The organism is Paenibacillus oryzae (assembly GCF_001675045.1).
In the GTDB taxonomy this organism is placed as follows: Bacteria; Bacillota; Bacilli; order Paenibacillales; family Paenibacillaceae; genus Pristimantibacillus; species Pristimantibacillus oryzae.
This window is the reverse complement of record NZ_LYPA01000050.1, coordinates 17,295-31,577: the sequence shown is the minus strand read 5'-3', so window position 1 is coordinate 31,577 and position 14,283 is coordinate 17,295. Positions and strand designations below refer to the sequence as shown.

At 45.0% G+C, this 14,283-nt stretch carries 13 protein-coding genes; 12 read left to right on the top strand and 1 reads right to left on the bottom strand.

All coding sequences use genetic code 11. The features are described from left to right. Positions 1-42: 42 nt before the first annotated feature. Positions 43-852 (top strand): alpha/beta hydrolase, encoded by an 810-nt coding sequence (locus A7K91_RS10245; protein WP_068682309.1) that lies wholly within the window; start codon positions 43-45, stop codon positions 850-852. 152 nt (positions 853-1,004) lie between these two features. Here A7K91_RS10245 and A7K91_RS10240 read toward each other — a convergent pair whose 3' ends face one another. After that, entirely contained in the window at positions 1,005-2,708 is a 1,704-nt protein-coding gene (locus A7K91_RS10240) for an RICIN domain-containing protein (protein WP_245697390.1), read from the bottom strand. A gap of 398 nt (positions 2,709-3,106) precedes the next feature. Between A7K91_RS10240 and A7K91_RS26405 the strand changes: the two genes are divergently transcribed. The 11 genes from A7K91_RS26405 to gtfA all read left to right on the top strand — a co-directional run bounded on the left by A7K91_RS26405 (position 3,107) and on the right by gtfA (position 14,032). Then, positions 3,107-3,382 (top strand): amidase family protein, encoded by a 276-nt coding sequence (locus A7K91_RS26405; protein ID WP_169833395.1) that lies wholly within the window; start codon positions 3,107-3,109, stop codon positions 3,380-3,382. 108 nt (positions 3,383-3,490) lie between these two features. Next, positions 3,491-3,976, top strand: coding sequence for a MarR family winged helix-turn-helix transcriptional regulator (locus A7K91_RS10230; RefSeq protein WP_068682304.1), 486 nt, complete (start codon positions 3,491-3,493; stop codon positions 3,974-3,976). Beyond that, positions 3,969-5,381 (top strand): MFS transporter, encoded by a 1,413-nt coding sequence (locus A7K91_RS10225; RefSeq protein WP_169833394.1) that lies wholly within the window; start codon positions 3,969-3,971, stop codon positions 5,379-5,381. The genes A7K91_RS10230 and A7K91_RS10225 overlap by 8 nt, the downstream gene beginning before the upstream one ends. 582 nt (positions 5,382-5,963) lie before the next feature. Beyond that, on the top strand, positions 5,964-6,770 hold the full coding sequence (locus A7K91_RS10220) for a DUF2268 domain-containing putative Zn-dependent protease (RefSeq protein ID WP_169833393.1): 807 nt from the start codon (positions 5,964-5,966) through the stop codon (positions 6,768-6,770). An 87-nt stretch (positions 6,771-6,857) separates the two neighbouring features. After that, the gene (locus A7K91_RS26400) at positions 6,858-7,034 is read left to right on the top strand and encodes a hypothetical protein (RefSeq protein WP_156739453.1); all 177 of its coding nucleotides are present in this window, start codon (positions 6,858-6,860) and stop codon (positions 7,032-7,034) included. A 247-nt stretch (positions 7,035-7,281) separates the two neighbouring features. Continuing rightward, a complete protein-coding gene (locus A7K91_RS10215) occupies positions 7,282-8,643 on the top strand; it encodes an ABC transporter substrate-binding protein (RefSeq protein WP_245697388.1) in 1,362 nt (453 codons plus the stop codon). A 111-nt stretch (positions 8,644-8,754) separates the two neighbouring features. Beyond that, positions 8,755-9,633 carry a carbohydrate ABC transporter permease gene (locus A7K91_RS10210; protein ID WP_068682300.1) on the top strand — a complete coding sequence of 293 codons (879 nt, stop codon included), beginning with the start codon at positions 8,755-8,757 and terminating at the stop codon, positions 9,631-9,633. Then, complete coding sequence (locus A7K91_RS10205; protein ID WP_068682298.1) at positions 9,633-10,451, top strand: carbohydrate ABC transporter permease; 819 nt, start codon at positions 9,633-9,635, stop codon at positions 10,449-10,451. Before A7K91_RS10210 ends, A7K91_RS10205 begins: the two co-directional genes overlap by 1 nt. Before the next feature lie 135 nt (positions 10,452-10,586). Continuing rightward, positions 10,587-11,561, top strand: a complete 975-nt coding sequence (locus A7K91_RS10200; RefSeq protein WP_068682296.1) for a LacI family DNA-binding transcriptional regulator — start codon at positions 10,587-10,589, stop codon at positions 11,559-11,561. A gap of 32 nt (positions 11,562-11,593) precedes the next feature. Continuing rightward, on the top strand, positions 11,594-12,550 hold the full coding sequence (locus A7K91_RS10195; protein WP_068682294.1) for a carbohydrate kinase family protein: 957 nt from the start codon (positions 11,594-11,596) through the stop codon (positions 12,548-12,550). A 12-nt stretch (positions 12,551-12,562) separates the two neighbouring features. Then, positions 12,563-14,032, top strand: a complete 1,470-nt coding sequence (gtfA, locus tag A7K91_RS10190; RefSeq protein ID WP_068682292.1) for a sucrose phosphorylase — start codon at positions 12,563-12,565, stop codon at positions 14,030-14,032. Positions 14,033-14,283: the final 251 nt, after the last annotated feature.

Here is a 14,283-nt window from a genome sequence, read left to right as displayed (position 1 = left end):
CTGAGGTTATTCATTCTTTATTTTGAACGGAGATGAGTGTTAATGGCATTGCTTCAAATCAGTTTTTTTTCCAAAAGTCTGAAGAGGGAAACAACGATTAATGCTTTGCTGCCGCTTGACGGGCCGCGTCCCGACGATGCGCCGCCTATCAAGGCGGTTTATTTGCTGCACGGCTATACCAGCAGCTATACCGAATGGCTTACCCATTCGCGTATTAGGGAGTTGTCGAACCGCTATCAGATCGCCGTTTTTATGCCATCCGGCGAAAATCATTTTTACCTGGATGATGTGGAAAGGGAAGCTCTGTATGGCGAATTTGTAGGCAAGGAGCTTGTCGAGTTTACGAGAAGGATGTTTCCAATCAGCCATCGGCGCGAGGATACGCTGATTGGCGGCTTGTCCATGGGCGGCTACGGCGCGCTTAGGAACGGCCTGTATTATGGGGATACCTTTGGCGGAATCATTGCTTTGTCATCTGCCCTGCTGCCTTATCATGTCGGAGATATCAAACCCGGCACCCACAATGGCATTGCGGGGTACAGCTATTACAGAGCCGTGTTCGGTGATTTGGACAACGTGCTGGGCAGCGACAAAGACCCGGAGGAGCTGATCCGGCAATTAAAGGCCAAGGACGCGCCTGTTCCGGATATTTATATGGCCTGCGGTACCGAGGATTTCCTGCTGGAAGTCAATCGGCGGCTAGGGCAATTCCTGAAGGATGAAGCCGTACATCATACGTACCGTGAATCACCCGGCAATCATAGCTGGGACTTCTGGAACGAAAAAATTGCCGATGCGCTGGAGTGGTTCAAGCAAGCTGCAGACTCGAAGCCAAACGAGCCGCAAGGCTAATGGCGCGGCGAAGACATCCTTTGGGGTGAAAATGCGCTCCAACTGATTTGCTGCCGGATAAAAACGGCATCCCTTAATGGCTTTTCGAGCCGCAGGGATGCCGTTTTTTTGCTGGATAAGAGTGGATTAGTTTTTCGGATGTTCAGACAGCCCTAGTTAACCGAAACAAGGCTCCATTGCTGATGATTGTCGCCGCGATACATATTTTGCTGGAGTTTAGCGCCATCCGCTGTGGAAGCTCCGGCAACCTCAACCGCCTTATTGCTGTTTACATTCAGGATGCTCCAGTACCCGTTGCTTAGCCGGATAAGCCTGAACTGCTGGGCCGTATTGGAAAAATCGGTCATAAGCTGAATGGCTTCGCCGTTATTTTTTGTTCCGTTTCGCACATCCATGACCTTGCCGTCATTGGAGCTGACGCTGGTCAGCTTGTAATAGTTTGAATAAGTGCCTTGGTCCGTCACAACCCATTGCTGCGCCGATGCGTTATTATCCGGCCATTGCTGAAGCTGCAGGTTGTTTGTGTTTTGTCCGCCCGGAACATCAATTGCTTTCCCCGTTGCGCGGTTTATAAGCTTGTAGGTGGAGCCTGAGGAAATGCCGTTCCATATGCCGTTCCACGGATTGAATTGAGCGCGCTCATAATACCATTCAAAAATAAACCGAGCCATGCCGTCCCTGGCCGCATTTCCGTCATACAGCAGCCCTGCCGTCGGGTCTGCAAACGAGCTTCTTGGTCCCGGCTGCAATAAAAACCCGTTCATATGAACCGCGATGCTGACATTTCCGGCAGCCGTAAATATAGCTTTTGTATTTTTTCCGAAGCCTTCATTGGAGCCGTTAAATAAGTTCCAATAGGAGGAATCGCCTGGAAGCGTTTTGAACCAGGTTGTTTCGGTAATGTTGATCGGGTAGTTGTCTGCGCAAGGTTTGATATTGGTATCCCATTGCTGCTGCAAGGTCGCGAAGTTGTCGCCTGCTCCGTAGCCCGGGTACCAGTGAACGGAGTAACCGATATTGTTCAGCGGGTCGGTCAGCGGATAGGTTGCACAAAGCTGGTAATATTGATCCCAGCCAAGTCCTGCTGCCCAAATCACATTATCAGCGCCTTTGCTGCGGATGGTCGAGATGAGTGAATTTTGAAAGTTTTTGAGCGAGTTCCAATACGCTGCGAAATTGGGCTGGGAGGGATGTCCGCCCCATACGCCGTTTACGTCCGAGAGGACAGGCTCGTTGATCAGCTCGAACATGACGTTGTCCGCGCTTTTAATTTCCGGCTGGCTGGCGAGATATCCCCAAATTTCATTGAATTTGGCAAGGTTGTCAGGCGTTGTCGCCCGATCGTTGGCCAGCGTGAAGTCCAGACCAAGCGTAACGTAAAGGCCTTTTGTTTTGGCATAGGCAATGTATGGAATAATGACGTTTTGCGTGACGGTTTTCAAGCCGTTGAAGTTGTAGGTGCCAGCGGCAACATCGCCCATATCTTCACGGTCGATAAACAGGCGGACCTGATTCATATACCAGCCGTGATTGTTTCCGTATTTGGGGGACGTGCTTGTGAAGGTGTCGGTAATATCTTTCAAATACGCCAGGGTGGCTGCGTGACGGTTACCCCCGTGCTGATTCAGATAATAGTTGCTGCTCTGATATGTCCAATACGCTCCGGAGGGCTGATGCCATCCGCTTAGCAAAACCGGCTGTCCGCTGCTGTTGACCAGCTGATTGCCGCTTACGTGCAGCTTGGACATCGGCATGCCCACCCATGCGTCGACCGGGGTTCCGGTTAACGTCATTGGCGACAACAACAGCGCCACAAGCAGCAAAAGCTTTACCGTCAGACTTCTTTTCAACCTCATCTTCATTACCAGCTCCTTTTTAATATTGGTTTTTATGTGTCATTCATGGAGTCCGCAGGTAAAGGAAAAGAGCAGCAGCTTGTCAGAAAGCAGGAAGGAAAAGCACATAATTGAAAGAGTAAGGGTGAATGGAAGTAAAATGTGGGGTAGTGTTTAAAATAGTTTTGTATGCGCTTTCATAAATGAGTTTACTATTTGGCAGAGGGAAGGGACAACCTGTCTGAATCTAGTTTAATGCCTGTTCAATTCTAGGTTAAATGTAATAATAAACCAGTAATTTTGTGTATAAATAGCCCAACCGACTGACAGAAGATAAAGCGTCAGCCACTAATTAAATCCTGCAGGGAAAAACAATTAGCGAAGAGGAGCTGGATCGTTATCGCAAGGGACAATTGCCCTTGCGGCATAAGCTGGCGGAGTTCCGCCGTTCACAAGGAATTGATCTCTGGATTTCACCCTCTCAAGGCGACGTTGCCCCGCCACATGGTGAACGTACGGGCTGGCCCGGCATGACGGCCATCTGGACCTATGCCGGTTTGCCGACCCTTAGCCTTCCCGGCGGGCAAGCGGAAGGAATGCCGCTTGGTTTTCAATGTATTGCGGAGTTTGGGCAGGATGAAATGCTGCTGCACCATGCTGTCCGAATCGCTCAGCTTCTCCAACAGAGCAGTTGAGGCGCAAATAAAAATAGTTGCAATAGCATTATATTTTTTGTTATACTCCTTTTGCATCGAATTAGTTGCAATGACATACTAATTTATTCAGGCATAAGGAGGGTTAAAATGGAACTGGACGAGAATAAAGGGAAGCCGCTTGTTTTTGAATCAGCAAATAAATATGTGTCAGCCATTTATCGGCATCTCCAAATTATTATTTCCGATGAGCTGGCTGAATTCAAAATAGGAAGCGGGCAATTTATATTTTTGCTGGAAATTGCGGAAAGGCAAGGGATTACGCAAAAAGCGTTAAGCGAGCTGCTGCTTATTGATAAAACAACGACCGCCAAAGCCATTAACAAATTGGAAGCGGAAGGATATGTCAAGCGCGTTCCCTCGCCCGAGGACCAGCGATGCAACCAGCTTTATCTGACGGAGGGCGGCAAAACAGTAGTGCCCGAGGTAAGGGAACGTTTATACAAGCTAATGCTGATGGGCCGCAAGGGCTTTAGCGACGAGGAGTATGAGCTGTTCCTGCTCCTGAGTAAACGAATGCTTCATAATATTCATGCGCTGGCGCTGCACAAAGAGGAGGAGAAAGCTAATGGATAAGGCTTCGGCCCCCTCTTTTGCTCCGGTTAATAAAGGCCCGCAAACGGCTAGCTCGCGTACCGGCAGCTCGAATATTGACAGCTCGCAGCCTGGAAAAAGCATTATCTATTTGCTGGGTTGTCTCCTGCTGTTTTCGGTTATGAATGTAAGTGTATTTAATATTGCATTGCCCGATATTTCAAGGGATCTTCAAATTTCCTCCTCGCTTGCGGGTTGGGTCAGTACAGGCTACGCCATGGTTTATGCAATTGGAGCCTTGCTATATGGCAAGCTTGCAGATATTTTTCCATTGAAGCGGCTGATGACAATAGGCATTATCATATTTGCCTTTGGGTCGATTATTGGCTTCCTGTCAGAAGGCTACATATGGCTATTGGCTGGCCGGATTGTGCAATCGGCGGGGGCTTCCTGCATTCCGGCGTTAGCTATGATGGTCCCGGCGCGTTATTTTGCGCCTGATAAGCGCGGAGCGGTAATGGGTTCGATCGCTTCCTTTATTGCGCTTTCTGCAGGCATTGGCCCCATTGTCGGCGGATTTGTAGCGGGCGAGCTTCATTGGAAATATTTATTTCTTTTATCCTTAGGGACCTTGGTTGTCCTTCCATTTCTTCGCCGTTCCTTGCCCACAGAAACACGCCGGTCAGGGCGGATTGATATCGTTGGCGCAGTGCTGCTTGCAGGCGCCGTTGCTTTATTGATGTTAACCATCACGAGCTTTGGCGCAATGACAGCTTTATTGTATGGTGCGTTCTGCATCATTTTGGCGGGCGGATTTATAGTGCGCACTCATCGTTCGAAGGAGCCATTTATTTCATTATCGTTATTTGCGAAAGGTCCGTTTCGTTATGCGATTTTGGCCATCTTTTTATCATCAGTGGCCGGGTTCAGCATGATGCTTGTTATTCCTCTTATGCTAAAGGCGTCGTTTGGACTAGGAGCGGACAAAATAGGACTGGTTTTGTTTCCGGCGGCAATTGCAGCAGCGTTTATGGGACGAATTGGCGGGCGCTGGACTGACCGCTTTGGCAGCATACCGATATTGCTGTTGGCTGCGTTGCTGATGATCGGCGGTTTTGTATTGCTTGCCGGGCTTTCGTGGATAGGAGCCTGGGTAGTGGCAATTGCATTAATTTTGCCCAATATTGGTTCTGTATTTATCCAATCCTCCATGTCGAAGCTTGTATCCCTGCTGCTGCCTCCTGCACAATTGGGTGCAGGAATGGGTGTTTTCAGCATGACCAACTTTTTGTCAGGAGCGATTGGCGGCGCAGTAGCAACAACGGCGCTGGATTGGGGCGCTGCCTTTCCGGCAGTGCTGCTGGCAATGGCGTGCGCCCTGCTCCTGCAGATGGCTGTTGTTCAGTTTGTGTTACGCGGAAAAGCAGCCGCGGCTGCCGCGTCATAGGGCTGCATTCCTATGATAGGGCTAGAATAAAAAAGCTATAAAACGATATAGTCTTAACCAATAAAACCTCCTAGTAAGAAGCGGAACTGCTTTTTACTAGGAGGTTTATTTGCGAAAAAATTCCATATTGTAGTATAATGTATGTTGAAACTTCCAAAAGGTAAATCGTTTATTGGCTGATAGTTTCAATATGCTATATTAATTCAACTTAAGAATCGGCAGAAAAAGGACAGAGTGGGAATGGTTCTGGAGAAAAGCCTATGCTTACGTAGCAACGTTCTTCCAGAACGTTTAAAGCGTTCGCTTGTGTTTCTGAATTTCACCATTAACCGATATGTAATCAAGAAATTTGGAAACAATTGCGATCGGAAGAACCATTTCCACGGCGGACTCCTGCTGATAATCATTAGTTGAACTTATATAGAGGAGGTTAAAATGAAGCGTATACTCATCGTATTATTTAGTTGTCTAATCTTAACTTTTGTGTTGGCAAGCTGTGCGAATCGATCGGAAGACCAGAGCTCTATATTTGAATTTTCCCATAATAATCAGAAATTTGAAATCATTTCTCTTTATGAGGAGGTGCTGCAGTACACAGCCCAAATAAAAAGTGATTCTTCGCTCGATAACAAGGTCGTATATAATGAAAAGGTGATTATGCCGTTTTATAATCTGGCCAAGGGTAAAAAATTGGAGGTAGACGGCTATCATCCATTTTTTGCGCCAACACTGCTGGAGCAACGATTAGAGGACAACACAAATGAATTGCTCCGCAATCAAAAACAGATTAATGAGCTCATACAGAAAGCAATCGTGACCTCCGCAGAATGGATATCAGGCGGGGACAAGACTATTTTTGTTCTGCCCTTTAACCCGGATCAACCATCTATAATTAATGATATGGAAGGTGTATCTGGAGGGACGTTAAACGAAAATGTAATCTTGCTGCTGCTTGATCCTTCCTTTTCCGAGGAGGCGCTGAAATACACGGTGGCGCATGAATATAATCATGCGATTGCTATGGAAAGCGGCGGAAGGGATTATTCCATATTATCGTTTGTTATAATGGAGGGGAAAGCCGATTCATTTGCAGGAATCCTTTATCCCGAAAAAAAGGTGGCTTGGCTGGAGCCTATGTCAGCTGAAGCCGAACAAATCGTTTTGGATGAAATAAAAGGCCATCGCGGTTCTCCTACTGCCGTACTATTTGGCGATTTGTTTGATGGAAACTATAATAATGGTATTCCGAGATGGGCGAACTATAAAATAGGCTATACCATTATGCAAAGCTTCCTGACAAATAATCCCGACATGACCATAGACGAATGGACAAGACTCCACTATACGGAAATTGTTCAAGGCAGTCAGTACGGCGACTTTCTGCAGTAACGCCATGTGACGTTTGGCAGGGAGTATAATATAGATAGCCTTGCAATCGCTCCATCAACAAGAGGACAGGAGACGAACATCATCCTCATGCTGAGTTACTTTAAGGAAGATGGCGAACATCTTTATTTGGCGCAAAGTGAAGACGGTTTTCAAGAGCATTATTATAGCGCTTATCGGTCAACAGATCTGAAGTCCTGGAAGAATATCGGGGATCAGGTGAAGCTGCCAAAAGGAATAAGGCATGGCGCAGTGTTTTCTATGTAATTATCTATTAAAAGCGGGGCTGTCTTAAAAGTCAAGCGGAACGAATAATGATTCAGCAGAGAGGACCGGAGGGGAAAGGGTGTCTTCGGTTTTGCTGAATCATCAGTCACCGTAACAGACTTTTTGGAAAGCCCCGTTTTGATTTGTGCAGATATGATAACCGGTTGACATATCGTATGTTAACCGGTTATCATATTGATGAAAGCAAAATGTATGCGCTTTCTAATAGGTTAAAGGGGGAAATTCAGTGAATTTCAAAAAAAATGTAGTTTTGGGTATTTGTATGCTTCTGGTATTCTCTGTGTTGGCCGCATGCTCTAATGCTAATACCTCAAACCCGCCGGCAAGTAATGCAGGGGGAAGCGAGGAAGGGCAAGGCAGTGCAAAGAAAGATGTTAAGCTGACCTTTTTCAACACTTCGGCAGAAGTTAACACGGTGTTTGAAGAGCTCTTTAAAAGCTATCACGAACTAAATCCGAATGTCACCATCGAGCTGATTCCAACTCCTATTGGCGGCGCACAGCTTGAGAAATTTCAATCTTTGCTGGCATCGAACAGCCCTGCAACTATTGCAAACCTGGATGCCGGCACGATTCTGCAATTTAAAGACAAGTTTCTAGATCTGGAGGCAGACAAAGCCAAGTATGAAGCGCTGACCAAACCGGGTGCGATTGACGGCGCTTTATTGGATGGCAAGTTTCTTGGCATACCTTGGACAGCTCAAGGTTATGGACTGCTCTACAACAAACGAGTTGTGGAAGAGGCGATTGGCGGTACGTTTGACCCGGCTTCAATAAAAACACGTGATGATTTGGCAGCCTTGTTCGCCAAGATCGAAGCAGCAGGAACAGCGCCTGTCATGCTGCATGGCGCAGACTGGTCGCTGGGCGCTCACTACCTGGGATTAACTTACTCTCTTCAATCAGAAAGTGTAGATAGCAATCGCGCTTTTGTTGAGGAGCTGAAGAATGGAAATGTTAAATTGTCTGAAAATCCTCAATTCACTGGTTTGATGGATACATTTGATTTGCTTATTAAATACAACGCAAGGAAAAAAGATCCGCTTGTTGCAGATTACAACAAGGATAGCGCTGACTTTGCCAACGGAAACGCTGCCTTCTATTTTATGGGCGACTGGACCTGGGCTGTTATCGGCGGACTTGAAGGCCGAGATCAGGAGTTTGGCATTATTCCCGTACCTGTGAGCAACAATGCATCTGATTATGGCAATGCACAAGTGGCTTATAGTGAGCCTAAATTGCTTGCGATTGATAATTCAGGTTCGACTCCCGAGCAGCAAGAAGCAGCCAAGGCCTTCCTGGAATGGCTGGTAACGAGTGAAAAGGGACAAACGGCAATTGTGTCTGAGATGGGACTATCTATGCCGTATAAGGAGGTTGCTGTTCAGGGAAGCAACATCATTTCGGAAGCCGTAACACAATATGTAGATAATGGTAATGCTATGAATATCGGCGTTATTAATTATCTGCCACAGGACTATTGGGCCAAGACGGGCGCATCCATGCAGAAATATTTGGTAGGAAAAATCGATCGTCAAGGCCTTGTGGATGAGATTGAAGCATATTGGAAGTCCTATGCTGGCAAATAACTAGCTTGTAATGATTTTGTTGTCGTGACAACCGCTGCACGCACATGGTGCCAAGCGGTTGTCACAACATTTGATGGAAGATGACGTTGTATGAAAAGGGGCAGCAGAGTGATGAAAAAGAATACTCTTAAAAATGTAGGGACATTTCTGTTGTTCGGAGGCCCATCCACATTTGCGTTTACGGCAGTTGTTCTTATTCCTTTTATTGTTGGTCTCTATTTGACCTTTACCAACTGGGATGTTGCAACGAATGATGGCAGCCTTATTGGGTTTTCCAATTACGTAGATGTATTTCATGATAAAATTTATTTGGGGCAGCTGTGGTTTACCATTAAATATGTTTTTTTCACCGTCCTCATTTCTAATCTGATCGCCTTTTTTGTTGCATTAGCTCTAACGAGCGGGATTAAGGGCGAGCAATGGATTCGTACTGGATTTTTTACGCCTAACCTCATTGGAGGAATTGTACTGGGTTACTTGTGGCAGATGCTTTTTTCACAGGTATTGCCTTACCTGGGAGAAAAGTATGGATGGACCTTGTTTGAAACGTCCTGGCTAACCAGCACGGGCAGTGCCTTCTGGGCGCTTGTTATTGCGACATCGTGGCAGCTTGTAGGCTATTTAATGATTATTTATATTGCAGGATTTTCGGGAGTTCCACATGATGTACTGGAAGCCGCGAGTATTGATGGCGCCAAAAGATCAACAATTGTCAAAAAAGTTATTTTGCCGCTCTCCGTTCCAGCTATCGTCATTTGTATCTTTATCTCGATTTCACGTGCGTTCTTGACCTACGACATTAACCTGGCGTTAACCAAGGGCGGACCGTTTAATTCTACCGAGCTTGCTTCCTATCACATTGTCAAAAAGGCATTTTTGTCCAACCAATATGGTATTGGTCAGGCGGAGGCCGTGGTGTTGTTTGCGGTCGTTGCTATTGTGGCCCTCACCCAGTCTTATCTTCTTAAGAAAATGGAGGTGGAATCGTAATGGTAGAAAGACAATCATGGATTAAATCCATTTCTCTTTATTTGCTTCTCCTTGCATTCCTGTTTCCGTTTCTTTTGATTGTGATGAACTCCTTTAAGAAAACGCAATATTTTGTTGATAATCCATTAGCTTTTCCAACCAGCTTTAGCTTTGATAATTATATAAGCGCCTTTAAAAGCATGCAGTTCCCTCAAGCCTTTGTTAATTCTCTGCTCATTACCGTTATTTCCGTTTTGATTATTATTCTGTTTTCATCCATGACAGGGTATCTGCTGGTTCGTTTCAAATGGAAGGTAAATAACGTTTTATTTTATGTCATGCTGGCTTCGATGACGATTCCGTTTCAGGTCATTATGATTCCTCTTGTCATGATTTATGGCAATATGGGTCTGTTAAACACAAAAACAATTCTATTGTTTATGTATACAGGTTTTGGGATTCCGTTTGGCGTCTTTACGTTTCATGGATTCATTAAAGGAGTTCCATATGAATTGGAGGAATCGGCGTTTATTGAGGGCAGCTCACGATTCAATACATTTTTTCGAATTATTTTGCCGCTGTTAAAGCCAGTCATTGTCACGCTTGTTGTATTGGATGTGTTATGGATTTGGAATGATTATTTGCTGCCAAGTCTTGTATTGCTTTCGCCGGAGCATCGTACTCTTCCATTGTCGACATTTGCATTTTTCAGTTCATATTCCGTAGATTATTCTCCCTTGATGGCCGGATTAATTATGACCATTATTCCAGTGCTTGTGTTATACCTTTTCCTGCAAAAGCAAATTATTAAAGGGATTACGGAAGGTGCGCTTAAATAAGTGAATCAGCTGAAAAAGTTGGCATTCTAGTTTATACTTGGCTGATATCTGTATGTCTTTCCGAAATATAAATGAATGATCTAACTACCTTTCCAGATGAAAATGAGAGGGAGGATTATGCAAGGAGGATAAATAATGGCTATAACGATAAAAGATATTGCGGAGAAGGTAGGTGTGTCCGTTACAACGGTTTCCCGCGTATTAAACAACAGAGGGTATCTGAGCGACAGCCTTAAGACAAGAGTGCATCAAGCGATGGAGGAGCTTAATTACCAGCCGAATGAGCTCGCAAGGTCTTTATCCCGAAGCAAGTCTAATGTTATCGGTCTTATTATTCCGGATATTTCCCATCCCTTTTTTGCAGAGCTAACAAAGCATATCGAGTATTACGCATACAAGAAAGGCTATAAGCTAATGCTCTGTAATTCCTTGCTGGACAAGGATAAGGAGCGAGAATATATTGATTTGCTTAGAGCTAGCCAGGTGGATGGCATTATAATGGGAAGCCATACAATGAGCGTTAATGATTATATGTCTATTAAGTTGCCTCTTATAACGATTGATCGAAAAATATCCTCTACCATTCCTTGTATTTCATCTGATAATTACAGGGGTGGTGAAATGGCGACCCAATTGCTGTTTCAAAAAAAATGCAAAAAAATTGCGTATCTTAGCGGCAATCTGCGCCTGAATATGCTAGCGAAGCAGCGATATGATGCCTTCGTCGATTTAGTGACCCTTGAAAAGGTGGAGCATGTAATCAAGCAAACCAATTTGAACGGATTTAATTATAAGGAATATGAGGAACTGGTGGCGGAGCTCTTTAGCGAGCATCCCGATATAGATGGTGTATTTGCCAGCAGCGATATGCTTGCTCTTCAAGTCATCAGGGAATGCAGACGAAGGGGAAAAAAAGTGCCTGGTCAGGTTAAAGTGGTCGGTTATGACGGTATTTTGATAAGCGAAATGGATGAGCTGACTACAATAAGGCAGCCAATCAAAGAAATGGGCAAGCTTTCTGTTCAATATTTGGCAGACCTGATTGAGGGACAGAACCCGCCGTTGGATACCATTCTTCCTGTGCAATTAGTAGAGAGAAGCACAACATAAATGATGAAATCTATGTTCCGGGAGGAACCCGAGTGTTTGAATTTAATGAATCGCTGCATTTTGAGAAAAAAAAGTATGATCTATTGACGGCAGGCGAACTGCTTGTTGATTTGATCGCTGAGAATTATGACGGGAATGACCAAGAGAGTGCATATCGCAAGTATTTTGGCGGTGCGCCCGCGAATATTGCCATGAACACCAGAAAACTGGGGATACAATCACAAATTGCCGCAGCTGTAGGAAGAGATCATCTGGGCGACTCCTTGATCCAGCGCTTAATGAACGAAGGCATCGAACCCGAGCTCGTAGAAAGAGTGGACGCTGCGACCAGTATGGTTCTGCTGACAAAAAGCAAGGCAAGCCCAATTCCGATTTTTTATAGAAGCGCGGATTACCAGCTTGTTATGACCCAAGGGCTAAAGAATACGCTTCTTCAATCCAAAATATTTCATTTTTCCTCGTGGCCTATCTCGATGCAGCCTGCCAGAGAAACAATAGAGCAGGCACTTGATATGGCTGCCAAGCATAACATCCTGGTTGGCTTTGATCCCAATTACCACCCTATGTTATGGACAAAAGGCGAGGATGGCAGGGCATACATCAAAAGCATTATAGGCAAAGTGGATATCGTGAAGCCTTCAGATGATGATGCAGAACGACTGTTTGGGGCGGATTCTCCTCTCAATCAAATTGATAAGTTTTTGAGCTTAGGCGCAAAGCTGGTCATTATGACTTTGGGCAAAGATGGCGCTATAGTATCCAATGGACGGGAAAGGCTTGTTTTGCCAACAATGGCCACCGAGGTTGAGGATACGACAGGAGCCGGCGATGCGTTCTGGTCCGGATTTTATTCGGCTTTGGTACAGGGCTATCCTCTGAAAGAGTCACTGAATCTTGGCTTTGCCGTAAGCGCATTTAAGCTTAAACATACGGGGGCTGTTGTAGACCTTCCGATATTAGATAACATCAAAAAAATATATGGTATTTAGGAGGCTGCTGGAATGGGATTGAAAAACCAAGTTCAATTAATCACATACCCTGACTCTCTTGGTGGAGATCTCAAGTCTCTTCTTCATGTTATGGATTATTACTTTGGTGATATATTCAAGGGCGGGGTACATATCCTGCCGCCATTTCCCTCTTCCGGAGATCGGGGCTTTGCGCCCTTGACCTACCTTGAGATAGAGCCTGAATTTGGCACATGGGAAGATTTAAAAGCAATCGGGTCCAAATATGATGTTTTGGTTGACTTAATGGTAAACCACATCTCTCAACGTTCTCCTTATTTTCAGGATTTTTTGGCTAAGGGGCGGGAATCGGAATATGCGGATCTTTTTATTACATTAGATAAGCTCTGGCCGGACGGGCAGCCCCAGCAAGGTGATATCGATAAGATGTTTTTACGACGCCCGCTTCCGTACTCGACCTTTACAATCGAAGAAACAGGGAAGCAAGAAACGGTGTGGACAACTTTTGGCAAAACAGATCCTTCGGAACAAATTGATCTGGATATTCATTCCGATAAAGTCAAGGAGCTTTTAACCGCATTTTTTACCAACTTTAAAAATAACAATGTAAAAATTGTACGCCTGGATGCCGTTGGTTATGTGATTAAAAAGCTGGGCACCAGTTGTTTCTTTGTTGAGCCTGACATCTATCCGTTTCTTGACTGGGTGATGGAGATGGCGAAGTCAATGGAAATTGAGCTTTTACCAGAAGTGCATGCTCATTATACAACGCAATATAAGCTCGCTGAACGCGGCTTTTGGATATATGACTTCATCTTGCCTTATCGAATCCTTGATACCTTAGTGAACAAAAATAGCAAAGAGCTTCTGTATTATTTGAAAACTCGTCCACATAACCAGTTTACGATGCTGGATTGCCATGACGGCATCCCGGTCAAACCGGATCTGGACGGGCTGATTAATACCAAAAAAGCGAAGCAATTAACTGACCTTTGTGTAGAGCGGGGAGCCAATCTCAGCTTGATTCTGTCCGATGATCATAAATCGGATGATGGCTTTGACGTTCATCAAATCAGATGCACCTATTATTCGGCGCTGAATCACAATGACGATGACTATTTGGCTGCGCGAGCTATTCAGTTTTTCACACCTGGGATTCCCCAAGTTTATTACGTCGGATTGCTGGCTGGTGAAAACGACTTCCAAGCTGTGAAAAAAAATGGAGACGGAAGAGAAATTAATAGACATAACTACAGCTTTGAAGAAATTGAACAATCGCTGGAGAAAGCAGTGGTTAAACGTCTATTGAAATTGATCGCGTTCCGTAACGAGCACATTGCTTTTCAGGGACGCTTTGAAGTGGTGGCTTCTGATGACGATGAGGTGAAGCTGATCTGGCGCAAGGACGAGCAATATTGCCTGTTGTTTATTAACCTGAAATCATCAATCTCTATGATTACTTACACGGATATGAACGGGAATGTCGATAGCTTTTTGATTTAATAAAAGAAGGACAGATATCATCAGTCGAACTGGGACTGTCCGAAAAGTCTGTAACGGTGAATCATTATTCAGCGAAACCGGTTCCTCCCGGTTCCCTTTGCTGAATAGTAATTATTCGTTCTACTTGACTTTTCGGACAGCCCCGTTTTTTTATTGGAATGACCCGCGAAACTTGTTTAGAACACAAGCTTTGAGTATTCTATAAATGACCTTCCATGGGAATAGGATCTGGTTTGCGGAGTGATATATAT

Bases quoted from the DNA above. Each gene is read 5' to 3' on its own strand.
- A7K91_RS10210 (WP_068682300.1), top strand. From the start codon at position 8,755: ATGAAAAAGAATACTCTTAAAAATGTAGGGACATTTCTGTTGTTCGGA.
- A7K91_RS10245 (WP_068682309.1), top strand. From the start codon at position 43: ATGGCATTGCTTCAAATCAGTTTTTTTTCCAAAAGTCTGAAGAGGGAA.
- A7K91_RS10205 (WP_068682298.1), top strand. From the start codon at position 9,633: ATGGTAGAAAGACAATCATGGATTAAATCCATTTCTCTTTATTTGCTT.
- A7K91_RS26400 (WP_156739453.1), top strand. From the start codon at position 6,858: ATGCTGAGTTACTTTAAGGAAGATGGCGAACATCTTTATTTGGCGCAA.
- A7K91_RS10200 (WP_068682296.1), top strand. From the start codon at position 10,587: ATGGCTATAACGATAAAAGATATTGCGGAGAAGGTAGGTGTGTCCGTT.
- A7K91_RS10225 (WP_169833394.1), top strand. From the start codon at position 3,969: ATGGATAAGGCTTCGGCCCCCTCTTTTGCTCCGGTTAATAAAGGCCCG.
- A7K91_RS10240 (WP_245697390.1), bottom strand. From the start codon at position 2,708: ATGAGGTTGAAAAGAAGTCTGACGGTAAAGCTTTTGCTGCTTGTGGCG.
- A7K91_RS10230 (WP_068682304.1), top strand. From the start codon at position 3,491: ATGGAACTGGACGAGAATAAAGGGAAGCCGCTTGTTTTTGAATCAGCA.
- gtfA (WP_068682292.1), top strand. From the start codon at position 12,563: ATGGGATTGAAAAACCAAGTTCAATTAATCACATACCCTGACTCTCTT.